The sequence below is a fragment of the Exiguobacterium sp. s34 genome, from assembly GCF_018617435.1.
GTDB lineage: Bacteria > Bacillota > Bacilli > Exiguobacteriales > Exiguobacteriaceae > Exiguobacterium > Exiguobacterium aestuarii.
This window is the reverse complement of sequence record NZ_JACSKE010000001.1, coordinates 580857-604657: the sequence shown is the minus strand read 5'-3', so window position 1 is coordinate 604657 and position 23801 is coordinate 580857. Positions and strand designations below refer to the sequence as shown.

Below are 23801 nucleotides of genomic sequence, written 5' to 3'. Positions count from 1 at the left end.
CAAGAAGGTCTCTTTTTATTAGCTACTCGCTTCCTCTACTTCAGATGGCTCTTCACCCAAGTTGTTGAGATAGCGTTCATATCGTGCGAGTCCATAACGATAGGATGCCCATATCAGAAGGGTCGTTACGGCAATGAGTCCAATCGTCAATGGAGCGAACCAACCAGAAACAATTCCGTCTGCGTAGGCGAGTCCGATTGGTGAGAAGACGAGATAGACGAAAATCATCGAAGCGACAAGCAAGATTGAAGTCGATAACGCGTGGCGCCACGGTTTGACCCGTCCGAGTTCGATTCGAATCGGATTGGCTTGAAGCATCGGTCGTACACGCGCAAAGACGAGCATGATGCCTGTCTCGACAACGAAGAGAATGCCGTAAATATGGATAAAGTTAATCCCGATTTCCACTCCAAACCATTGTTTCGTTCCCCATACGAGGAAATAGTAAGCGATGACGTGGAAGAAGACGACGGTCTTCGCGGCAATCGGTGGAACACGTTTAACGAGCATACCAATCAGGACAATGACGAGTATTGGAATGTTGAAGAAGCCTGTGAAACGTCGAATCAAATCCCATAACCCGTCTGGTGCATACATGAGGTTCGGGGCGACGAAGAAAGAGACGAGTGCCACGAACGTGCCGAACCATTTGCTGACGCGAATCAACTCTTGGTCAGAAGCGTTCGGCTTGAACTTCGGTTTATAAATATCGAGAACGAATAGCGTCGCAATACTATTCAAGAGCGAGTTGAATGAGCTGAATACGGCTCCGAGCAAGACGGCTAAGAAAAAGCCCATGAGCCACATCGGTAACAGTTCAGCAATCAAGCTCGGATACGCTAAATCAGCTTTCTCGACGTTCGATCCATACAAATGGAAGGCGATAACGCCAGGTAAGAGCATAAAAATGGGAACGAGTAATTTTAAATAGCCCGTAAAAAGTACTCCTTTTTGTCCCTCTGCCAAGTTTTTTGCGCCAAGGGCTCGTTGAATCACGTATTGATTGAGTGCCCAGTAGAATAAGTTTGCAAAAATCATCCCGGTGAAAATGGACAGGAACGGAACCGAGTCGTTGGCTGAGCCGATGGCATTCAACTTTTCAGGGTTTGTCGTCGCAATGGTCTTCATCCCGTCCAAAAGATTCCCGTCACCTAACGCGAGGAAACCGAGTGTCGGAACGAGAAAACCGATGATGATAAGACCAATCCCATTCAACGTGTCGGAAACGGCAACTGCGCGAAGACCTCCAAAGATCGCATAAATCGCACCGATGATCCCGATGAACCAAACAACAATCCAAAGCGACTGCTCAAAGCTGATACCGAGAAGGGCAGGCACGTCGAACAGTTGAAGGACGGCCAATCCACCCGAGTACAGCATAGACGGAATCGTGACACACATGTATCCGAGTAAAAACAATAGGACGGTCAAACGACGAACGTCCTCGTCATAGCGCTGACTTAGAAATTCAGGGATGGTCGAGATCCCGATGCCAAGAAAGCGTGGCAACAAAAAGAGGGCCATGATAATTGCGGCAATCCCCGCCGTGACTTCCCAAGCCATGGCCGACATGTTCCCGGCGAACGATTGACCGTTCAAGCCGATCAATTGTTCTGCTGACAAGTTGGTCAACAGGAGTGACCCCGCGATAAAGACGCCTGTCAGTCCACGACCGGCCAAGAAGTAGTCATCTGCACTTTCGACTTTTCCTCGTGTCATGCGATACGAGACGTAGGCGACGAGTGCCATGAACGCGGCACCGGTCACGAGTATGTAGAGCACTTGTTGAATCGTCATACAATCCCCTCACTTCTTACTTATGTTTTATATGTATTTGTAGGAAATACCCTAAAGTGTCAGAAAGTAGTCCCTTTTTCTTGATAGAATGATAGAAAGTCATGGATTGGGGCATAGATTAGTTGAGCTACCGTTGCGATCGATTAGAAAATCAAGAGGTTGAATAGATGAATCGATAGGAGGAATCTCTTTGAAGAAGTGGATGATTGGAATGTTATCTGTTGCAGCGGTAGCAGGTTATGTCATTTTTGGTGAAATGCTTAAAGAAGTAAACACGAGTGATTTGGCTGTGACCGAAAGCTTTCGACATATAGACGAATTAGCTACACGTTCGCCGGTCGTCATTGTCGGAAAAGTGGACCGTCCCCCGAGACCTTTTGAATATCATTCGGTTAATTTCTTCGAATCACGCATTCAAGTGGAGGAGATATATCGAGACGTGAGTCATGAGCTGACGCGAACTGATACAATCACCCTCCTACAAAATGATATGGAAGAAGACCCGCTCGTCAAACAGGGTGAGAAAGTTTTACTATATTTACAGCCATATGAAGGACCTGTAATCCAAAAAGCGTATCGGATCGTCGGTCTACAACAAGGACACTTCAAAGTGAGTCAGACGGGGACATTGACTTCGGTAGGAGCATCCAACCTCTATCAAAATAGCGGATTAAGTGCTGAATTAAGTAAACTAGAGACATTATTGAAAGACAATCCTTATGTGTCAGAACATAACGACGTGATGACGGATGAAGACATTGAAGCTTTTAACGAAACGCAAAAACGTCTGTTAGAAAAATCTCAATAAAAGCGGTGCTGAAACAATCAGCGCCGCTTTTTTTAGTGTGAACTTTTACAAATGTCATAAAAACTGAAGCATAGACGTCGCGACCGTGAAGTAGATGATGAGACCGAGATTGTCCATCAGTGTCGTAATGAACGGTCCGGATGCGACGGCAGGGTCTAACTTCAAACGGTTGATTAAGAGCGGGACGATCGTTCCGATCATCGTGGCGACACTGAGCGCGGCGAAAATGGAAATCCCGACAATGAAGCCGATGAGCATGTTGTCATACAAAATCGTGATGACCCCGAAGATGACAATCATACAGGCGATTCCTAACAGGATACCGGTCCCGAGCTCGCGTCGAATCATCTTCATGACGTTCTTACGATTGATCGTACCGAGCGCAATCGAGCGCACGGCGACGACAAGGGACTGGGTGGCCGCGTTCCCGGCAGACCCCATGACAAGTGGCATAAAGACAGCAAGTAGCACAATCGTTTCAAGCGTGTCTTCAAAGTTACCAATCGTTGAGGCGGTAATCATACCAAGAAACATGAGGCTGACAATCCACGGGGCGCGTTTCTTTGCCGCCTCAAGTGGACTCATGTTGATATCGGACGACCCCTTCGTCGCCGAAAGTTCTTCAAAGTCTTCTGTCGTTTCACGCTCGATGACGTCTAACACATCATCGACCGTGATGATGCCGAGTAGTTTTTGCTGGTCATCCGTGACAGGAAGAGCCAACAAGTCATACTTTTGGACAATCCGAGCCAAGTCTTCCTGGTCGGTCATGACGTTTGCCGAGATGACGCGGAATCCCATGATGTCTTCGATTTTCGCATCGAGTGGCGCGACAATCAAATCGCGTAAGGAGACGACGCCAACGAGTTGATGCGTTTGGTCGACCACGTATAAGTAATAAATCGTTTCGGCATCTGGACCGAGGTCACGTAGCTCTTCGAGGGTCAGTCCGACCGTCTTATTCGCTTGAAGGACGACGAATTCGGTCGTCATGAGCGCACCGGCCGTCTCTTCTGGGTATTGCATCAAATCTTTAACTTCCTGTTCTTCGATATCATCCATCTGTTCGAATAGCGTATCCATGAACACGTCGGGAAGTTCCCGCATCAAGTCGGCTGCGTTATCCGAATACATCTCATTTAAAATACGGACAGCGTACGGCTGAGGTGTTTCTTGAATAAATGTACACTGTTCATCTAACGTCAGTTTTTCGAACAAATCGGTGAACACCTCTGGAGAAATCGTGCGATACACGAATGCGCGCTCGTATTGATCAAGTTCGATAAAGTGATCGGCCTGTTCACCAGGGTGGAGGGAGAGGAAGAGGTCTTGAAAATCGACTGGATCTCCCTTTTGAATCAATGTACGGAGTGCTGCTTCATGTTCGTTGTATTCCATTTCTTCTATTTTCATATGCTCACATCCTGATCTCTCACATTTTTCAACTTATTCTCCGAATCTCAAAAAAGTTTTTCATCTTTTTTAGGAGGAGGGTATTCATCGTCCATGCATCGCATTTCCCCTTGTCATGACGCCAATTTTTCATGCATTGTTTGTTCATTCACAAAGGTGAACATTTATACACAGCAATGTGGAATCCCTAACAGGTGAAGTGCCGGATTAGACATTCGCAAATTTGGTAAAGTGATAAGGTAAGGGTAGTCACACACCCGAATCACAAGGAGGAAGCGAGATGATCTCAATGACGAATCAACCGATTTCACAAGATACGACGCTGAAACATCCGATTCATGTGTATTCAGAAATTGGAGAATTAAAAACGGTATTACTGAAACGACCGGGAAGGGAATTAGAAAATCTCACCCCGGAATATTTAGAGCGCCTCTTGTTCGATGATATTCCCCATTTACCGGTCATTCAAAAAGAACACGACTATTTTGCGAGTGCGCTCCAAAATCGCGGTGTGGAAGTCCTTTACCTCGAAAAACTAATGGCTGAGACGTTGTCACTCCCCGGTGTTCGCGAAAAGTTTGTCGCGGATATCTTATCGGAGTCTAAATCAAATATCAACGGCTCTTACGAAACATTAAAAGAGTATTTACTCGGCTATGACAATGAGACGTTGATTGAAACGGTGATGGCCGGTATCCGAAAATCGGAAATCAAACCGGAGAAACGCCGACATTTGCACGAAATGATTGAAGATACGTATCCCTTCTTTTTAGATCCTATGCCAAACCTCTATTTCACACGAGATCCGGCCGCTGCAATCGGTCATGGTCTCTCCATCAACCGAATGAAAGAACCGGCACGTCGCCGTGAGTCACTCTTCACGCAATATATTATGCGCTATCACCCACGCTTTGCGAAACATGATGTTCCGATTTGGTCAGACCGCGACTATCGATTTGCGATGGAGGGCGGAGACGAGCTCGTCTTATCGAAAGAAGTTGTCGCCATCGGCATCTCTGAACGAACGACCGCTCAAGGAATCGAACGGGTCGCCCTCAATTTGCTTAAACATGGAGACAGCTTCAAAAAAGTGATCGCCATCGAAATTCCGAAATCCCGGGCATTCATGCATCTCGATACCGTCTTTACGATGGTCGATCATGACAAATTCACCATCCATCCGTTTATTCAAGGACCTGAAGGCAAGATGAATATTTTCGAGCTTTCACTAAATGCAGAAGGCGAATTGCAGATTACACAACATACTGATTTGTTGAAAGTGTTAAAAGACGTCCTCGGCTTACAGGAAGCGACGTTGATTCCTTGCGGCGGCGGTGACCCAATCGCAGCGGCTCGCGAACAGTGGAACGATGGATCGAATACGCTCGCCATCGCCCCAGGTGTCGTGGTCACATATGACCGGAACTACGTATCAAATGAACTGCTCCGTAAAGAAGGCGTTGAAGTGATCGAAATCATGTCGAGTGAACTATCGCGCGGACGTGGGGGTCCACGTTGCATGAGCTGTCCGATTATCCGTCAAGACATCTAAATGTGATAAGGAGGAAGCAGTATGTCTACAACGTTCAATTTTGATTTGAAAGGTCGTCACTTTTTATCGTTAAACGAGTTTTCTGGTGAAGAAATCAATTACTTGATCGATTTGTCTGCTGCATTCAAACGTCAAAAGAAACAAGGCATCCCACATCGGATTTGTGAAGGGAAAAATATCGCCCTTCTATTTGAAAAACCGTCGACACGGACGCGTTGTGCGTTCACGGTCGCCGCAATCGACTTAGGGATGCACCCTGAATATTTAGGCAAGAACGACATCCAGTTCGGGAAGAAAGAATCGGTACGCGATACGGCCATCGTTCTCGGACGCATGTTTGACGGCATTCAATTCCGCGGCTTCGCCCACGAGACGGTCGAAGGTCTCGCGAAAGATGCTGGTGTACCGGTTTGGAACGGATTGACCGATCTCTATCATCCGACACAAATCTTGGCTGACTTTTTGACAGTGAAAGAACAAAAAGGAGAACTTGCCGGAATCAAATTCGTGTACGTCGGCGACGGGCGGAACAACATGGGGAACACCCTCTTGATCGGTGGTGCAAAAGTAGGGATGGATATGCGGATTTGTGCCCCGAGATCACTTTGGCCGTCTGACGAGATCGTGGATTATGCGAAATCCGTTGCCGCCGAAACAGGTGCCGTCATCACATTGACGGAGAGCATTGAGGAAGCGATGGATCAGGCGGACGTCGTTTACACAGATGTATGGGTGTCGATGGGCGAAGAAGCGGCCTTCGCAGAACGGATCGAACTGTTGCGACCATATCAAGTGAATATGGATATGCTTCAAAAGAGCGGGAACCCGGACATCATGTTTTTGCATTGCCTCCCTGCCTTCCACGACCTAGAAACGGAAGTCGGTCGGGCGATTCACGAACAATACGGGTTGACGGAAATGGAAGTGACTGATGAGGTGTTCCGCAGTCGTCACTCGTTCGTATTTGATGAGGCGGAAAACCGCATGCATACCATCAAAGCGGTGATGGCGGCAACGCTCACGGAGACACGCGAATGGCTTGAACGTTGACGGCGAGGGGAATGTCCCCTCCCGTTTCAAAATAAGCGAAAGGGATGAGTAGAATGTCTACGAAGTTGGAGCATGACTCAGGTGGTTCGGCTGGAGTACATCCTGACAAGCAAGATAAGCGGTTAGGTCTCGGAGCGTTGACGGCACTTGTCGTCGGATCAATGATTGGCGGTGGCGCCTTTAACTTGGCAGCCGATCTGGCGCAAGGTGCGAATGCGGGTGCCATTCTCATCGGATGGGTCATCACCGGAATCGGGATTATCGCGCTCGGTCTCAGTTTTCAAAATTTGACGATGCGTCGTCCTGATTTAGATGGTGGTGTGTATAGCTATGCACGGGCAGGTTTTGGCTCGTTCGTCGGATTTAACTCGGCATGGGGATATTGGTTATCTGCCTGGCTCGGAAATGTGGCGTATGCGACACTGCTGTTCAGTTCGGTCGGTTATTTTTTCCCGATTTTTGAAGGGGGGCAAAACATTGCCTCCATTGTTGGAGCATCCATCATGCTGTGGCTCGTGCATACGCTCATCCTACGAGGGGTGCATGAGGCCTCGATGATCAACATCGTCACAACGATTGCCAAGCTCGTTCCGATTTTTGCATTCATTACGATTACGCTGTTCTTCTTCAATCTCGAAAACTTCACCTTCGATTTTTGGGGGCAAGGCGGCTTCTCATGGGGTAGTGTTCGCGACCAGGTTGTCTCGACAATGCTCGTCACACTTTGGGTGTTCATCGGTGTTGAGGGTGCGGTCGTCCTCTCGGGTCGTGCCCGGAAGCGCTCTGACGTCGGGAAAGCGACCGTGATCGGATTACTCGGAACACTCGTCATTTATCTACTCATTTCCGTCATGTCGCTCGGTCTCATGACACCGGAAAACGTAGCGAACGCCTCGCAACCGGCAATGGCTTACTTGCTCGAATCGGCAGTCGGTCCGTGGGGCGCGATGCTCATCAACGGCGGATTGGTCATCTCCGTACTCGGGGCATGGCTCGGTTGGACGCTTCTCGCGGCTGAAATTCCGTTCGTCGCTGCGAAAGATGGTGTGTTCCCGAAATGGTTCACGAAAGAGAACAAAAATCAGGCACCCGTCAACGCGCTTTGGTTAACGAACGGGTTGATCCAACTGTTCCTCTTCACGTTCTTGATTTCAGATGCCGCATACAATTTTGCGTTCTCACTTGCATCAAGTGCCATTTTAATCCCATATGTGTTCTCGGCATTTTACCAAGTGAAAGTATCGAAAAACGGGATCGGTTATAGCGCTGGCGAACGTAGAACACGGGATTTGACGATTGGATTGGTCGCTTCCATCTATGGACTCTGGCTCATCTACGCCGCAGGAATTGATTATTTACTCCTGACAACCCTTCTATACGCACCAGGAACCCTTCTCTATATGAAAGCGCAACGTGAGAATGGCATCAAGTCACTCAACAAAACGGAATGGCTGGTCGCCGGTGTTTTGACCGCACTCGCCATCTTCGCAGTCGTTCGCATACTATCTGGTAATATCTCAGTCATCTGATCGGGGGTATCGATATGGGAAAAAAACGTGTGGTCATCGCCTTAGGCGGTAATGCGATTCAACAAGGGAAAGATGCGACAGCTGAAGCACAAATGCGGGCGGTCGAGGCGACGGCGGAATCTCTCGCCACACTCATCGCGGAAGGGGTCGACGTCATCATCACGCACGGGAACGGGCCGCAAGTCGGAAATTTGATGCTACAACAAGCCGCGTCAGACAGTCCGGCAACGCCGGCGATGCCTCTCGATGTATGCGGTGCGATGACGCAAGGGATGATTGGATACTGGTTTGAAAACGCGCTGACGAAAGCACTCCGTGCGCGCGGTCTAGAAAGAGAGGTGGCTTCACTCGTCACACGAAGCGTGGTCGATCCGAATGATAGCGCGTTCCATCATCCGACGAAGCCGATCGGTCCATTTTATACGGAAGAAGAGGCACTTCATCTCGAACGGACGACCGGTTACGTATTCAAAGAAGACGCAGGACGGGGACATCGTCGTGTCGTCCCGAGTCCGGTTCCGGTGCAAATTGCCGAACATGCCGTCATTCGAACGCTCGTCGAAGCGGGACACATCGTCGTCGCCTCCGGTGGCGGTGGTATCCCGGTCATGGAGACAGCAGAAGGGTACGTCGGCATCGAGGCGGTCATCGATAAGGATTTTGCGGCTGCGAAACTGGCGGACCTCGTCAACGCAGACGTATTGCTCATCTTGACCGCTGTCGAACATGTGTATGTCAACTTTGGAAAGCCAGATGAGGTGGCGCTTCAGGAGACGTCAAAAGAGCAGATGGAGACGTATATCGCAGAAGGGCAGTTCGCTCCGGGTAGCATGTTACCGAAAGTGAGAGCGGCACTGCAGTTCGCGGAATCTGGTACGAACCGGGTTGCCATTATCACATCGCTTGATCAGGCGTTAGCCGCCATTGATGGGGATGCCGGAACACGCGTCCGCTTGGCTCCTTCCCTTCAACAATAACAATGTGTCGCAAACGTGAACCGTTTGCGACTTTTTGTTTTCTGTCGCCATTCATGGGGAAGGAATGTTGTATGCCAAAAATGAGATTGCTATCATATTCAGTGTAAACGTTTGCACTTATTTCAGGAAGGAAGTGACGAAGAGCGGAGACGCTCGGATGTATGCGCCTATTCGAAGAAAATCATGTGTATCAGTCGTGGATGAGACCAAAAGCAAAGGAAGAGGCAATCGTGCAAGGAAGCTGTTATCGCTTCACCGTATTGACGAGTCAGTTGATTCGAATGGAGTATGCGGAAGATGGGATTTTTGAAGACCGTGCCACTCAAGTAGCATGGAATCGAGAATTTGATGTTCCGCAGTTTCGGGTGATTGAAGACGAGACCGAGCTCCAAATCATCACAGAGCATGTCCACTTATATTATACGAAAGGTCCGTTCGCTCCGAATACGCTCTATGTGGACGTGAAAGGAAACTTTAGTACGTACTATAGCCGCTACATGTTCAATGGTCCGGAGCGAACATTGAAAGGAACGGCTCGGACACTCGATCATGTGGACGGGGCGACCGAATTAGAGGAAGGGATCCTCTCCAAACAAGGGTATGCAATCATTGACGATTCGGCCTCGTTCTTAATGACGGATGACCGTTTCGTCGAGCCGAGACGTAAAGGGATTCATGACATCTACTACTTTGGATATGGCCATGACTATAAGCAGGCACTTCGAGACTTTTACACGTTGACGGGCCCGACACCGATGCTTCCGCGTAAAGCGCTCGGGAACTGGTGGAGCCGCTACTGGCGATACGACGAAAAAGAATATAAGGCGTTGATGCGTCGTTTCAAGTCTGAAGACGTGCCGTTCTCGGTCAGCGTCATCGACATGGACTGGCACGTGACTGACATTCCAGAAGAGTACGGGAGTGGTTGGACGGGGTACTCGTGGAATAAAAACTTGTTCCCCGAGCCGAAGCGTTTCCTCAAGTGGTTGAAAGACGAGGGGATGATGGTGACACTGAACCTGCATCCCGCCGACGGGGTCCGTGCGTTTGAAGATCAATATGCAGCGATGGCTGAGGCGATGGGGGTCAATCCGGAATCGGGGGACCGCATCCCGTTTGATTTTTCAGACAAGCGATTCATTCAAGCGTATTTTGAACAGATGCATCATCCACATGAAGCGGACGGCGTTGATTTTTGGTGGATTGACTGGCAACAAGGATCGACGTCGAAGATGGAAGGACTCGATCCGTTATGGATGCTGAATCATTATCACGCCATCGATATCGCCCGTGACGGCAAACGTCCACTCATTTTCTCTCGATACGCAGGACCGGGAAGCCATCGTTACCCAGTTGGATTCTCGGGAGACACGATCATCTCGTGGGCATCACTCGCCTTCCAGCCGTATTTCACGGCAACAGCCACAAATATCGGCTACGGATGGTGGAGTCATGACATTGGAGGGCATCATCGTGGTAAAAAAGACGATGAGCTCGCCGCGCGTTGGGTCGCATATGGGGTATTTAGTCCGATCATGCGTCTCCATTCGACGTTCAGTACGTTCAACGGAAAAGAGCCTTGGCGTTTCGGAATGGAAGCCGAACAGTCGATGAAACGATTTTTACGACTGCGCCACCAACTCATTCCGTACTTGTATACGATGAACTATCGCAATCATGCCGACTCATTGCCGCTCGTGCTACCGATGTATATCGAACACCCTGATGACGACGTGGCTTATGAGGTGGCGAATCAGTTTTATTTCGGAAGTGAACTCATCGTCTCCCCGATCGTTACGCCGATGGACCGACAGCTTCACGTCGCCAGTGCGAACGTGTGGTTGCCAAAAGGAGAATGGTTCGACTTCTTCACGGGACATCGTTATGAAGGGGACAAGTCGATTCGGGTGTTCCGTGGACTTGAGGAACAACCGGTCTTCGCCAAAGCCGGTGCGATCATCCCGATGATGCCGCATGAACCGCATGCGAACGATACGGGGAATCCGAGTGATCTCGAAGTACTCGTCTTCCCAGGTGCCTCGAACACGTTCACGATGTATGAAGATGACGGGGAGAGCCGAGATTATGAGAACGGGGCGTCGCTTGAAACAACGTTCACGCTCGATTGGGAAGCGCGTACGCTCCACATCGAGACGTCGGGTGATTTGACACTCGTGCCGGCGGATCGGACGTTGACGATTCTTGTCCGTGGGGTCGTCGGGGAAGGGGACTATGATGCGGAGACGCAAACGTTACACATCCCACTCGGTGAATGGAAACAGGAACAGACCGTGACACTTCCTGTCGAAGTGACGCAGAACGCACATCGACTCGACCGACTCTATCGGTTCTTAGACCGTGCTGAAATCGCCTATGATTTAAAAGATCGCCTGTATCAGATGGCTACGACAAAGACACGTCTCGAGGCATGGTTGTTTGACCTTCATGCGTTAGAACTCGAGCGTGATTTGCAGGATGCACTGTTGGAACTCATGCTGGACTGAAAAAGGGGGGCGACCCCCTTTTGTCATGTCAGAAAACTGTCGGAATTAGAAAGCGCTTTCAATAAAAATCCCATTATACTGAGGATAGAAGAGTAGAAAAGAGGGGATGCACATGCGACACATGTGGACGATTGACGATTTACGGCAGTTGACGCTATTCGCGACATGTCCGAGTCGAACGCTTGAACAGCTGATTCCGCACGTCTATTGCCGAACGTATCGGAAAGGGCAACTGTTGTTCATGGAAGGGGATCCGCGAGAACGTGTCTATTTCTTGATGAGCGGTTACGTCAAACTCGAACGGATGAACGAGAATGCGACCCATCATTATGCCGACTATGTGAAACCGAAACAATTTTTTCCTTACAACGGTTTATTCACGGGGGAAGACTATCGTCATACGGCCGAGGCCGTGACGGACATTGAGGTCATCTATATCCCGACGGATCGATTTGAGCGGTTCGTGTCCACGCAGTCGAGCATGTTGCTCTATATCATCAGCCAGATGAACCGGATTCTCGATCTGCATGAGCGTCGTGTCCAAGAAATCATCACGCCAAGCGCGAAAGAGCGTGTCATCAATACGCTCCATTTCTTAATTGAAGATTTAGGAGAGCCTGACGAACAAGGCGTTCGTGTCCGCTGCCCATTCACTGCGATCGAACTCTCTCGTCTGTCCGGAACGTCCCGGGAGACGGTTTCGACGATTTTAGCCAAACTCCGAAAAGAAGATGTGCTTCGCATGGATGCCCATCAACTCGTCATCGGGCATCCTGAATATTTTGAACAAGACAGCGATTGACGCCACTCAGATGAGGGCGTCTTTTACATACTCAAACGAGCGGAGCGTTCGCTTCAAAACGTAGCATATTGTATAATTAGTGATGAATCTCACAAAGCAATGGAATTGTAAATAGAGAAAGGATGAATGCAGTGAAACGACTGCAAGCCCTTGCTTTCGCTGAAAGAAGTCATATCATCGGACTCGTGTTGTCTGCGATCATGATTGGACTATCGATTTTAGCGCAAGCGTATTTAATCGTCGACATCGTCGACCGAATTTTCTTGAAAGGTGAATCATTCGAAGCCATCCTTCCGGCATTGGTGTGGCTCGTTGTCGCTTTGTTGGCGCGAGCACTCTTCGGCTACGTATCGGGACGAATCGGTGCGAGTTTGTCCGAAAAAGCAAAACAGGCATTACGCCTACAATTGTTGGATCGGTATGCCACGAGCCCGGTCGAATCGTCCTTGACGGGTCAGTCCGGGAAAAAGGTCAGCGTGTTCATGGATGCAGTTGATGAGGTGGACGCTTACTTTAGCCAATACTGGCCACAAGTCATCCAAACATCGATCATCCCGCTTCTTATTTTGGTCGTCGTCTTCAGCCAACACTGGATCTCAGGAGTCATCATGATGGTGACGGCACCGTTCATCCCGCTGTTCTTCATCATCATCGGGATTGCGACCCAAAAAAAATCGGAAGAACAAATGGAGAAGATGAACCAATTCTCCGGTAAGTTTTTAGATGTGTTACAAGGATTGACGACGCTCAAGCTTTACAATCGCACCGAGCAAGAAGCGAAGGCGATTGAGAAGAGTAGCCTCGACTTTCGGGATGCGACGATGGTCGTCTTAAAGACGGCGTTCTTATCGGGACTCATGCTCGAATTTATCTCGATGCTCAGTACCGGTGTCGTGGCGTTAGAGGTCGCCTTACAGATGGTCGTTTGGGAGAACCTGACGTTCTTCTCTGGCTTCTTGATTCTCGTGTTGGCGCCGGAGTATTATTTGGCGATTAAAGATTTAGGAAGTGCCTTCCATACGGGACGTGGAAGTATGGGTGCGGCAGAAAGAATCTTTGACGTACTAGACGCCCCGGATGATCGCATCGAATGGGGATCGAAGTCACTTCGTTCACGGACACCGGACCTTGAGCTGGAAGATGTGTCTTTCGAATATGTAGGCGGACGCTTTGCGCTTCAGCCGTTGAGCGGTCGGATTCCTTCTGGCACCCATCTGGCCTTAGTCGGCGCAAGCGGGTCCGGGAAGACGACAGTGCTCAACGTCATTTCCGGACTCTTGCAAGTGAAGTCGGGACGCGTCCTCGTAGACGGTGAGCCACTTTATTCGTTTGACGAGTCCGTCTGGTATGGAAACATTGCCTATATCTCACAAAACCCTTATCTATTTGCCGGGACGCTTGCCGATAATATCGCATTAGGCGAAAAAGCCGACGAGCTCGCGTTACAAGAAGCAGCAGATGCGGCAGGACTTTCTGAGGTGATCGACCAGTTACCGAATGGAATCTGGACGGAGCTTGGAGAAGGCGGGTTCGGTCTGTCAGGCGGTGAGCGACAACGTCTCGCACTCGCCCGAGCGTTCTTTAAACGACCAGGCATCCTACTGTTCGATGAACCGACGACCGGTCTCGATTTGAAGACCGAGCAGATTGTGAGGCGTTCAATCGCTGAGCTGTCGAAAGAGGCAACGTTGATCACGGTGGCACACCGTCTGCATACAATCAAAGAGGCAGATATGATTTGGTTTATGGAGGATGGGAAGCGCATCGCAGAAGGGACGCATGACGCGTTGCTCGCTGTTCCAGAGTATGCGGAACTATTTGCGCTTCAGAAAGGAGTGAGCCGATGAACTCGCTTTGGACAATCACAAAATGGATGATGCGTGAGAAGAAAGATATCCTTCTCTCCATCTTCTTTGGATATGCAGCTGGGATCGCGGCGGTCGCCTTGTTTGCGGCAAGTGGATACCTCGTATCACGTGCGGGTCTCGTCCCGCCGCTGTATGCGCTCATGGTACCTGTCGTCCTCATCAAACTGTTCGGGGTCATTCGGGCAGGCAGTCGTTATCGGGAGCGTCTCGCGTCACACCGAGCAACGTTTACGATTTTGAGCGAGCTACGTGTCCGTTTTTATCGACAACTTGAACCGCTCGTCCCGTCGATTTTTGCGAAATATCGGAGCGGGGATTTACTTGCACGTGTCGTCGGAGACGTCGAGAGTCTGCAAAACTATTTCCTTCGTGTGTTTTATCCGCCGATCATACTCGTGCTTGTTTTCTTAAGCACCATCTTTTTTGTCACGTTCTTCTCGTTTGCAGTCAGTGTATGGATCCTACTCGGTGTACTCGTCACTGGATTCTTGATTCCACTTGGCTTTGCTCGGATTCGTGCTCATCATGACGAGACGATTCGCGCATTGCGCGGGGATGTATCGATTCAGTTGACAGAGATGATGTACGGATACCGAGATTTGAAGCTTCATCATCAACTTGACCGGACGAAGCAAGCCGTCTATACACGAAGCGAGCGATACATGGAAGCAGAGCGAAAAGACACGACCAACCAGTTTTTCAACTCCGCGCTCGTCGTCGCCGCCTCTTTACTCGTCTCATGGGGTGTCTTGGCGATTGGGGCATATCAAGTGGTGGAGGGAGACTTGAACGGGTTGTTCTTGGCGATGCTCATCATGATGTCGCTCACAGCATTTGAGAATACGACACCGATGGCCGTGTTCCCAGGTCATTTTGCTGACAGTAAGCAAGCCGCTGATCGATTGTTTGAAGTGACGGAACCGAGTGAAGCGATTGAGGAGCTTGAAGCAAAACGACAGGACGTGACCTTCACGATGTCCCCATCGATCTCATTTGAGCATGTTCGCTATCGCTATCCGGACACGTATCGGGACGTGATCGACGATGTCACGTTACACATCCCGAGCGGTTCGAAGACGGTCATCGTCGGGCCGAGCGGATCTGGGAAGTCCACGTTACTTCAACTTTTATTGGCGTTCGTTCGAACAAAAGATGGAACGATACGATTAGATGATCAAAACTTGAATGATTTGAAACAGACTGCAATCTGGCAGCATGCGAGTGTCGTCTTGCAAGACAATCACTTCTTTTATGGAACAGTACGTGAGAATTTGGCACTGGCCGGTGAATTTAGTGATGAAGAGATGCTTGTGGCGCTTGAACGTGTCCGTTTATCGTTTGCGCTTGATGAACCGGTCCTTGAGAAAGGAGCGAACTTGTCGGGTGGAGAACGGCAACGTTTGGCGATTACACGAGCCCTTCTGAAAAATGGGCTGATGTGGTTGCTCGATGAACCTACTTCAGCGCTTGATGCCGGAACGGAAGCGCACGTCTTTTCTGAACTGTTGAATCAAGCTGGTGCAGGGACGCTCATCCTCGTCAGTCACCGCTTGACGGGACTCGAAGCCTTCGACCAAATCGTTGTGATGGAAGCTGGGCGGATCGTTGAAGTCGGTTCGTATGAAGAACTGATGACGAAGCGAGGCATGTTCTACGAATTGAAACAAATCGAACAAGAAGTGTTCGCATCATAACAAGACGAGCAGCCCCGTCGGTGGGCTGCTCGTCTTGTTTTTGGCAAATATGGGTGCAACAAATGGGGGTTGTCGCAGCAATGCTTTCAAAAAGTGTGTCGTGGAGGGGAATCCACGTGACGTGATGTGTTTGGGGAACGTGCACGTCAAGCTTTTGGGAAGCTACATCTAGAGTATAGTTGATAACGATTCTCATTGTCAATAAGAAAGGTAAAAAAAGACCCATCCATGCGAACATGGATGGGACTCTGTTTTGCTTAGTTCGAAGCGACGCCTTTTCGAACGGTGAAGCGAATGAGACTGAACAAGTATCTCGTGAAGAAGAGAGCGAACGCGTAAAATAGCGCAATGAACGGTGACTGGAGATGAATCCCCGGGATGTTCATCAAAAACTCTAACACGAGAATGGATAGCAAGAATACGTAAAGGGCAGCGTCTAAATAAAGTGGCATGAGACGACCACGCTGATGCCAAAACGTACGAATGAGTGGTGCGACGGTCATTCCGATAATCCGTTCAGCAAAACCGATACTGAGCACGGCGATCAGGAAAGATGGGACGGTGTTAAATGCTACTAAATCTGAGAATACGAATCCTGAAATCAATAAGAGTGGGCCGATGACGATCATCATCGAGAGCGACGTACGGAAGAAAATCCATAAGTTTTGTTGAATCGAACGAATTCCCCCGAGTGCCGATTGGTGAAGCGTCTTCCCACGTTTATAGTCAATCGCGAACGAGCTGATAAACATAATTCCAAACAAAGATAACAAAACTGACATGAACGATGTTTCCCCTTTTCTGAATAAATCCTGATGTACCAATCTGAACCAAAGTCTAGGCTAGTTTAACGATTCGTTTCGAGAAAGTAAAGCGAGAAAACATGTTCAAGTGTGAAGTGTTCAATCGATTAAGAGGCGAGGATGAAGCGATTTCGTCCAGACTCTTTTGCGTGATATAACGCTTCGTCTGCGTGCTTTAGCACACTGTCGATTTCAATATCGTTCGAGTGGCAGGCGCCGAGCGAAACGGTGATGTGTAGCGTACCTGCGCTCGTTTCAAACGGGAACGTCGAAACCTTTTCTCGGATAGATTCTGCGAGGCGAGACACTTCATCTCGCGTAGCGTGAGGCATGACGATTAAAAATTCTTCTCCGCCGAAGCGACCGACCAAATGCCGCTCTTCACTTTCATTGACGAGCAGCATACCGAGTTCACGTAACACATCATCCCCAACGTCGTGCCCATACGTATCATTCACTCGTTTGAAGTGATCAATATCGACTAAGATTAACGCATATTCTTCTGCCTCGACCGTCAAGTTGGCCATCGCTTCATTCAAGAGACGACGGTTGGCAATCCCAGTGAGTGCGTCCGTTCGCGCAAGCTGTTGTTGATGTTGGACGTTCTCGAAATGACGGCGTAGTTCGAGAAGCAATCGATAGGCAGCACAAGAACCGCTATATGACATGAGTGTATAGACGATTAAGACGGGATAGAACAGATTGAGCGGTAGCGCGGTATAGATAGCTGCCCCGAAGATGGCGATGCTAATCGTTGTAAAAACAAGTAAAGTGGAACGCGTGTTATCCATACGTTTACGCAAAATGCCTGTCGCCCCGACTAACACAATCATTGTCGCGATGGCAAGATAGAGACCGAGCATAGCTCCATCTGTAAAAAAGAGGACCAGGAAGCGCCCCATCAATAAGATGACACCCGCGACAGCCCCACTTACCCAGCCGCCAAACAGAACGGCGAGTATGATTGGAATGTTGCGCAAGTCGATGAGCACGCCTTCGAGGGGTAAGGCATTGACTAACAATAGGATTGCAATGCCTCCGGTTTGTACACCGAGCAAGATTCTGCCTTTTAGTGGGGATTGTGGTGTCAAACGAGGGCGATTGCGGAATGGTAAAAAGGAAATCGTGAAGAGCGTGAACAAGATACACAGGTTGATAAAGAATGCATTAACGATTGTGAGCATCGAAGCTCCCCCTTATCCTGTATGGAAATATTTAGTTACAGTATAAAGCATATGATCTGAAACAGGTAGGATTAACCTGCGACTTAAACAAGTTATTCTAGATTAGAATTCACGCACAACCCCGATTACTCCTCTTCGGTTTCACAGACATGTTTCAACTTTTAGAACTTTCGCTATCGGAAATCGAAAGTTTGGTATGATAAGAGAAAAGGAGGACTGTCCGTGCGTTACTGGGATCATTTTAAACGAGCGTTTATTCCGATTGCGCTCATTTTGATTGGATTAGCGATCTTTTATACTTTATCGGCTCGAGATAACATGGTGTTGACCCTTTTGGGGGCTGCGATTGTAGGAGTCATCTTATTTTTAGTGATGCGTCATGTGAACCAAGTCGAAGAAGACTGAAGCGAGAACACATTTTGTGGTTCTCGTTTTTTGTTGTCTGATGACTTTTTTGGGTACACTACAAAGTAAGGAGGGATTTTTTATGGCAAAAGCTACATTTGCGGGAGGCTGTTTTTGGTGCATGGTCAAACCGTTTCATAAATATGAGGGGGTTGAACATGTCATTTCCGGATACACCGGAGGATATGTCGATAACCCGACGTATCAACAAGTCTGTTCAGAGACGACGGGACATTTAGAGGCGGTCGAGATCACGTTCGATCCTGAGGTTATCTCTTATGAGGAACTGCTCCGCATCTATTGGCGTCAAATCGACCCGACAGACGGTGGGGGACAATTCAACGATCGCGGCGAATCGTATCGTCCGGCCATCTTCTATCATTCAGAGGAACAACGGGCTGCAGCAGAGCGTTCGAAACAGGAAGTAGAAGACTCAGGGCGATTTGAACGTCCGATTGAAGTCGACATCCGCCCTGCGAAAACGTTCTGGGAAGCGGAAGATTACCATCAAGACTATTATAAAAAGAATCCGTTCCGCTACGAGATGTATCGGGTCGGGTCGGGTCGCGCGAAGTTCATCAAAGAAGCATGGAGTGACCGTAAGCAACAACAAGCGCTCCGTGAGCGCTTGACACCGATGCAGTATAAAGTGACACAAGAAAATGGAACGGAACCACCGTTTCAAAATGAATACTGGGACGAAGAGCGGGAAGGGTTGTACGTCGACATCGTCGATGGAACGCCACTATTCACGTCTCATGATAAATTCCAGTCAAATTGCGGATGGCCGAGTTTCTCACGTCCAATCGAGGAAAAACGGGTTGACTTGAGTATGGATACGACGCACCACATGGTTCGGACAGAAGTGCGTTCAAAACAAGGTGACAGTCACCTCGGTCACGTGTTTGACGACGGACCGAAAGAACTAGGCGGCTTACGCTATTGCATCAACTCGGCTGCTCTCCGATTCATTCCTGTAGAAGAGCTTGAAGAGGCTGGGTACGGGGAATATAAACACTTATTCAACAAGTGAAGGGGAGAGCCGTATGTTCACAGCCGTCAAACAACAAATTCGGTGCGAGACGATCGGGACCGTCCTTGATTTTTATGACCAGTCGATTCGTCATCTTTCGGAAGAAGCGAGACAAGAGAAGTATGCGAAGATGAGTTCGAGCCCGTTCTCGTTCTTTCGAGGGAGTTCACACTTGTTCTATTATGACTTTGCGAAAGTTCCGATTGCGTTTGACACAGGTCCTGAGCACCCGACGTTCATTCAAGGAGACTTGCACTTTGAAAATTTCGGTGTGTTCGAGGATGGTGCCGGTACGATCATTTATGACGTAAACGATTTTGACGAGGCGTACATCGGATCATATTTGTTCGACTTGTTGCGGATGGCGGTCTCTGTCGACTTGTTCGCGGCTGAGTCTGGGTTTGATGGAAAAGCGGCCATCGAGGCGTTTGCCCGCTCTTACGCAGAGGCGATTGAGAAGCATGCGAACGGGCGAAGTGAGCATATTCAATTTACAAAAGAGAATACGTGTAAAGCCGTGAAAAAAGTCATTAAAAAAGCGGAGAAAAAGAAGGACGAATTCATGTCCGAACGAACGGAAGTACGGGATGAGGAACGTTACTTTTCAACGAGTGAGGATTTGATTCCCCTTTCATCAGGTATGCGCGAGAAGATCGAGACGGCCTGGGGAGATTATCTGTCTTCTTTGTCGGAGGAGCATCGTCATCACGCCGATCATTATGAAATCAAAGACATTGCCATCAAGCTTCAAAGTGGAACGGCTTCTATCGGTCTAGAGCGTTACTATATTTTGATTGAAGGAGCCGACAAAGAGCACGATGAAGATGTCATTTTAGAAATGAAACAGGCACAATCTGCCGTCCCGTCGCTCTTTTTGCCGACGCATCCGCTATTTGAGAACGAATTATCGCATCAAGGAGCGCGTGTCGTGGCCGCACAGCGGGCAATGGTCCATAGTCGTGATCCATATCTCGGTTATTTGACGATTGATGGAAAAGAGTATTATGTAAGGCAGCGCTCACCTTATAAGCGCAAAGTGAAGGCGAAACACATGAAAGATGAGAAGTCGCTCATCGAGACGTTGAAAGTGCAAGCGCAAATCACAGCGAAGATTCACGCACGGGCCGATGCGACGTCTGACGCGTTGGATTATACGGCGAGTGAACGAATCGCAGCGGCAATCGGTGACTCCCCATCACTATTCATTCGTCAATTATCGAGATGGGCTGACTTTTATGCAAATCAGGTTCGCTTTGACTATGACGCCTTTTTGAATTGGGTCGAATCAAGGAAACGTTAAGGAAACTTGCGAATCGAAGGGGAAATCCTGCACAATGGAAGCGTAAAGGATGTGTAAGGACCATGATTACAGAACAACAAGTCATCGCTCAGATGCGTCAAGTGATGACACAGATTGAGTCATCGACGGGCGAAGTACAAAAACGTCATTTGGCAAAGTTGATGGGCTTTTGCGAACTGCTATTAGCGGAGACGTCTGAAGCGAAGGGTGTCAGCACGCCACAAGCGACGACTCCGGCGAGTGAGTCAAAGCCACCGCTCGATCGTCAGATGGCCGCCTTCCTAGGAATTCCAATGGAAGAAGACGAACAGCCTAAATCAGATTCATTGCTCGATTTTTGAACCACATGTGCATCACATGTGGTTTTTTTGTGGAATCACTTTCATTGACTTAAATACCTTAGGGGGTATAATGGGTGTAAGAAATGAAAATCAAATGGAGGCATGAATATGTTGGACTTTCTTTTTGTAGCGGTCGTCATTGGACTTGTGTATTTCTGGTGGAGTCGCCGAAACAATGTTAAAACGGTCTCGACGGATGACTTGAAACGAAGAATCGCGGAAGAGCGGAACATTCAACTGTTGGACGTGCGTGAGCCGCATGAATACCGCGGAGGACATATTAAGCAAGCGAAAAATGTGCCTCTTTCAGGATTTGGGAACGCGCAAGCGAAATATCCGAAGGAAAAAGAGCGTCCCGTCTACGTGATCTGTCAAAGTGGCATGCGTAGCCAACGCGCCGCAGCGATGCTCAAGAGTGCCGGATATACCGACGTCTATTCTGTAAAAGGCGGAATGAACTTCTGGCGAGGATAATGGACGCGACTGAACGAATCGGTTCAGTCGTTTTTTTGTCACTACGTTTTCCCTTTTGCATTTTCGGGGATTCTGCTACGGTAGGGAGAGAGTGAAAGAGAGGGGATCAATCCAATGGCAGTGATTTTATTTGATATCGATGGCACGTTAGTAGATACGACAGGACCGATGACACAAGCAATTCATGAGGCGCTTGAGGAACTTCCTCATCTTCCGAAACCGAGTGAAGAAGCGGTCCGCTCAGGATACGGCTTGGCAGGTAACGCATTTTGGGAGCATGTTATTCCAGAAGCGTCGCTCGAAGAGATTCGTCTCATTCGCAGATTGCGTCACACGACGCTCGAGAAGACGATGGAAGGGCAGAACGTCTTATTCGATGGAATTCGTGACATGTTGGAAACACTTCACGAACAAGGCCACACGTTGACGACGGCGAGTAACTGCGGCGTCCATTACATGAACCTGATTTTAGATACGCAACAGATTCGTTCATATATGACGGCGCCAGAATGCTTGGAGTCCGTCAGTGGCGAGAAGAAAGCAGACATTCTGACGGCGCATCGGGTCCGTCACGGTGAGGCGGACTATATTATGGTCGGCGATCGCAAATCGGATGTCGAGGCAGCACGGGCGCACGATTTTCCGGTCGTCTTGACAGGGTTCGGATTCGGAAATGAAGAAGAGTGGGCGCTTGCGGATCACGTCATCAAGTCACCGAACGATTTAGTCGAATGGGTCAACCGATAAGAAAAGGCTTGTCGCACATGTCGACAAGCCTTTTTGTATGCCCCTATTTACAACCCGAGTGAGATGTATTTGACTTCTAAAAATTCTTCGATACCATGGTGACCACCTTCACGGCCGAGTCCGCTCTCTTTCCAACCACCGAAAGGCGCTTGAGGAGTTGACGGTAGCCCATCGTTCACACCGACAATCCCATACTCTAACAACTCTGCTAAGTAGACGGCTTCATTGATGTCTTGCGTGAATAGATAGGCGGCTAATCCGAACGGCGTATTGTTCGCCCGTTTGATCACTTCGTCGAGTGAATCGAATGTCGCAATCGGTGCGACCGGTCCAAATGTTTCTTCGTTCATGCAGAGCATGTCTTCGTTCGCGTAACGGATGACCGCCGGACGAATGAAGAGCCCATCTAACACTTCACCACCATACACTTCACCGCCACGAATTTGAGCGTCCTCGATGTGTTTTTCGACTTTACTGAGCGCGTCATCGTCGATGAGTGGACCGATATCGACACCTTCCTCTAATCCGTTCCCGACTTTCAACGCTTCGACCTCTTTGATGAAACGCTCCGAAAATTCATCGACGACGGCTCGTTCGACATAAATTCGGTTCGCACAGACGCATGTCTGTCCACCGTTACGGAACTTCGTGGCGACCGCTTGCGGGACAGCTTTATCCAAGTCCGCCTTGGCCGTGACGATGAGCGGGGCGTGGCCACCGAGTTCGAGCGAAATCTTTTTCATCGTGTCCGCAGCGTCACGCATGAGCATCTTCCCGACTTCGGTCGACCCTGTGAACGTCAATTTTCGAACCCGTTTGTCTTGTTGCCACGCCTTGACGATATCAGACGCTTGCCCTGTGACAAGATTGATGACCCCTTTTGGGAATCCTGCCTTCTCGGCCAATTTGATTAATTCAATCGCCGTCAACGGAGTCGCCGATGCGGGTTTCATGACGACCGTACAGCCAGCAGCAAGCGCTGGTGCGACTTTCCGCGTGATCATGGCAGCCGGGAAGTTCCATGGCGTGATGGCGGCGATGACGCCTACCGGTTGTTTGATGGCAAAGATTCGTTTCTTGTTCGAAGAGGCGGGAATCGTCTCCCCGTACACTCGTCGACCTTCTGCGGCATACCAATCGATAAAGCCGTTCGCATAGTTGATTTCACCGATGGCTTCTTTGAGCGGCTTTCCTTGCTCCTCGACCATCGTCCGTGCGAGTTCTTCCGTATGTTCTGCAATCAAACGATGCCACTCATTCAGTAGCGCCCCTCGTTCATCTGCGGTTTTTTGTTGCCATTCCTGTAACGCCTCGTGCGCCGCATCAACGGCTTGTGTCGCTTCCGCGGTATCGCTTTTCGTCACAACGGCCATCACATTTCCGGTAGCCGGATTTCGTACTTCGATCGTCTGCCCCGTTTCTGTCCATTCCCCATTAATAAAGTTTTTCTCTTCTCGCATCTTGATTTCCCCTTTCCAAAAAGTGCACAGTTAATTAGAGGATACCCGTTTTTCTAGAAC

The 23801-nt window shown here is 49.1% G+C and carries 20 protein-coding genes; 15 read left to right on the top strand and 5 right to left on the bottom strand.

Translation table 11 applies throughout. The features are described 5' to 3' along the window. Window positions 1-18: 18 nt before the first annotated feature. Complete coding sequence (locus KNO87_RS02965; RefSeq protein WP_214792605.1) at window positions 19-1797, bottom strand: solute:sodium symporter family transporter; 1779 nt, start codon at window positions 1795-1797, stop codon at window positions 19-21. Between the two features lie 190 nt (window positions 1798-1987). Here KNO87_RS02965 and KNO87_RS02960 point away from each other — a divergent pair, with 190 nt between their 5' ends. Further along, entirely contained in the window at window positions 1988-2605 is a 618-nt protein-coding gene (locus KNO87_RS02960) for a hypothetical protein (RefSeq protein ID WP_214792608.1), read from the top strand. Window positions 2606-2659: 54 nt separating this feature from the next. Here KNO87_RS02960 and mgtE read toward each other — a convergent pair whose 3' ends face one another. Then, window positions 2660-4018 (bottom strand): magnesium transporter, encoded by a 1359-nt coding sequence (mgtE, locus tag KNO87_RS02955; protein WP_214792611.1) that lies wholly within the window; start codon window positions 4016-4018, stop codon window positions 2660-2662. Between the two features lie 322 nt (window positions 4019-4340). Between mgtE and arcA the strand changes: the two genes are divergently transcribed. From arcA to cydC, 8 genes are all read left to right on the top strand, one after another. Beyond that, window positions 4341-5570 carry an arginine deiminase gene (arcA, locus tag KNO87_RS02950; protein WP_214793795.1) on the top strand — a complete coding sequence of 410 codons (1230 nt, stop codon included), beginning with the start codon at window positions 4341-4343 and terminating at the stop codon, window positions 5568-5570. Between the two features lie 21 nt (window positions 5571-5591). Then, on the top strand, window positions 5592-6620 hold the full coding sequence (gene argF / locus KNO87_RS02945; protein WP_214792613.1) for an ornithine carbamoyltransferase: 1029 nt from the start codon (window positions 5592-5594) through the stop codon (window positions 6618-6620). A gap of 53 nt (window positions 6621-6673) precedes the next feature. After that, a complete protein-coding gene (arcD, locus tag KNO87_RS02940; protein WP_214786036.1) occupies window positions 6674-8149 on the top strand; it encodes an arginine-ornithine antiporter in 1476 nt (491 codons plus the stop codon). 14 nt (window positions 8150-8163) lie between these two features. Continuing rightward, window positions 8164-9126 carry a carbamate kinase gene (arcC, locus tag KNO87_RS02935; RefSeq protein ID WP_214792616.1) on the top strand — a complete coding sequence of 321 codons (963 nt, stop codon included), beginning with the start codon at window positions 8164-8166 and terminating at the stop codon, window positions 9124-9126. Between the two features lie 161 nt (window positions 9127-9287). Continuing rightward, window positions 9288-11630, top strand: coding sequence for a glycoside hydrolase family 31 protein (locus KNO87_RS02930; protein ID WP_214792619.1), 2343 nt, complete (start codon window positions 9288-9290; stop codon window positions 11628-11630). Between the two features lie 112 nt (window positions 11631-11742). Then, window positions 11743-12432, top strand: a complete 690-nt coding sequence (locus tag KNO87_RS02925; RefSeq protein WP_214786043.1) for a Crp/Fnr family transcriptional regulator — start codon at window positions 11743-11745, stop codon at window positions 12430-12432. A gap of 122 nt (window positions 12433-12554) precedes the next feature. Further along, complete coding sequence (gene cydD / locus KNO87_RS02920) at window positions 12555-14279, top strand: thiol reductant ABC exporter subunit CydD (protein ID WP_214792622.1); 1725 nt, start codon at window positions 12555-12557, stop codon at window positions 14277-14279. Beyond that, entirely contained in the window at window positions 14276-15994 is a 1719-nt protein-coding gene (cydC, locus tag KNO87_RS02915; RefSeq protein WP_214792625.1) for a thiol reductant ABC exporter subunit CydC, read from the top strand. Before cydD ends, cydC begins: the two co-directional genes overlap by 4 nt. A 257-nt stretch (window positions 15995-16251) precedes the next feature. On the opposite strand, the gene KNO87_RS02910 is transcribed toward cydC, so the two are convergent. Together KNO87_RS02910 and KNO87_RS02905 are read right to left on the bottom strand one after the other, a co-directional pair. Then, window positions 16252-16776 carry a hypothetical protein gene (locus KNO87_RS02910; RefSeq protein ID WP_214792628.1) on the bottom strand — a complete coding sequence of 175 codons (525 nt, stop codon included), beginning with the start codon at window positions 16774-16776 and terminating at the stop codon, window positions 16252-16254. A 128-nt stretch (window positions 16777-16904) separates the two neighbouring features. Continuing rightward, window positions 16905-17981 carry a diguanylate cyclase gene (locus KNO87_RS02905; protein WP_214792631.1) on the bottom strand — a complete coding sequence of 359 codons (1077 nt, stop codon included), beginning with the start codon at window positions 17979-17981 and terminating at the stop codon, window positions 16905-16907. 222 nt (window positions 17982-18203) lie between these two features. Here KNO87_RS02905 and KNO87_RS02900 point away from each other — a divergent pair, with 222 nt between their 5' ends. From KNO87_RS02900 to KNO87_RS02875, 6 genes are all read left to right on the top strand, one after another. Continuing rightward, on the top strand, window positions 18204-18386 hold the full coding sequence (locus tag KNO87_RS02900) for a hypothetical protein (protein ID WP_031422036.1): 183 nt from the start codon (window positions 18204-18206) through the stop codon (window positions 18384-18386). A gap of 82 nt (window positions 18387-18468) precedes the next feature. Next, window positions 18469-19419: a peptide-methionine (S)-S-oxide reductase MsrA gene (gene msrA / locus KNO87_RS02895; RefSeq protein ID WP_214792634.1), complete on the top strand. Its 951-nt coding sequence runs from the start codon at window positions 18469-18471 to the stop codon at window positions 19417-19419. Between the two features lie 13 nt (window positions 19420-19432). Next, complete coding sequence (locus KNO87_RS02890) at window positions 19433-20719, top strand: DUF2252 domain-containing protein (protein WP_214792637.1); 1287 nt, start codon at window positions 19433-19435, stop codon at window positions 20717-20719. 62 nt (window positions 20720-20781) lie between these two features. Beyond that, window positions 20782-21060 carry a DUF5327 family protein gene (locus tag KNO87_RS02885; RefSeq protein WP_214792640.1) on the top strand — a complete coding sequence of 93 codons (279 nt, stop codon included), beginning with the start codon at window positions 20782-20784 and terminating at the stop codon, window positions 21058-21060. 108 nt (window positions 21061-21168) lie between these two features. Continuing rightward, complete coding sequence (locus tag KNO87_RS02880; RefSeq protein ID WP_012727509.1) at window positions 21169-21534, top strand: rhodanese-like domain-containing protein; 366 nt, start codon at window positions 21169-21171, stop codon at window positions 21532-21534. Between the two features lie 114 nt (window positions 21535-21648). Further along, window positions 21649-22281 carry an HAD family hydrolase gene (locus KNO87_RS02875; protein WP_214792643.1) on the top strand — a complete coding sequence of 211 codons (633 nt, stop codon included), beginning with the start codon at window positions 21649-21651 and terminating at the stop codon, window positions 22279-22281. 47 nt (window positions 22282-22328) lie between these two features. On the opposite strand, the gene KNO87_RS02870 is transcribed toward KNO87_RS02875, so the two are convergent. Next, window positions 22329-23741 carry an NAD-dependent succinate-semialdehyde dehydrogenase gene (locus KNO87_RS02870; protein WP_214792645.1) on the bottom strand — a complete coding sequence of 471 codons (1413 nt, stop codon included), beginning with the start codon at window positions 23739-23741 and terminating at the stop codon, window positions 22329-22331. Window positions 23742-23801: the final 60 nt, after the last annotated feature.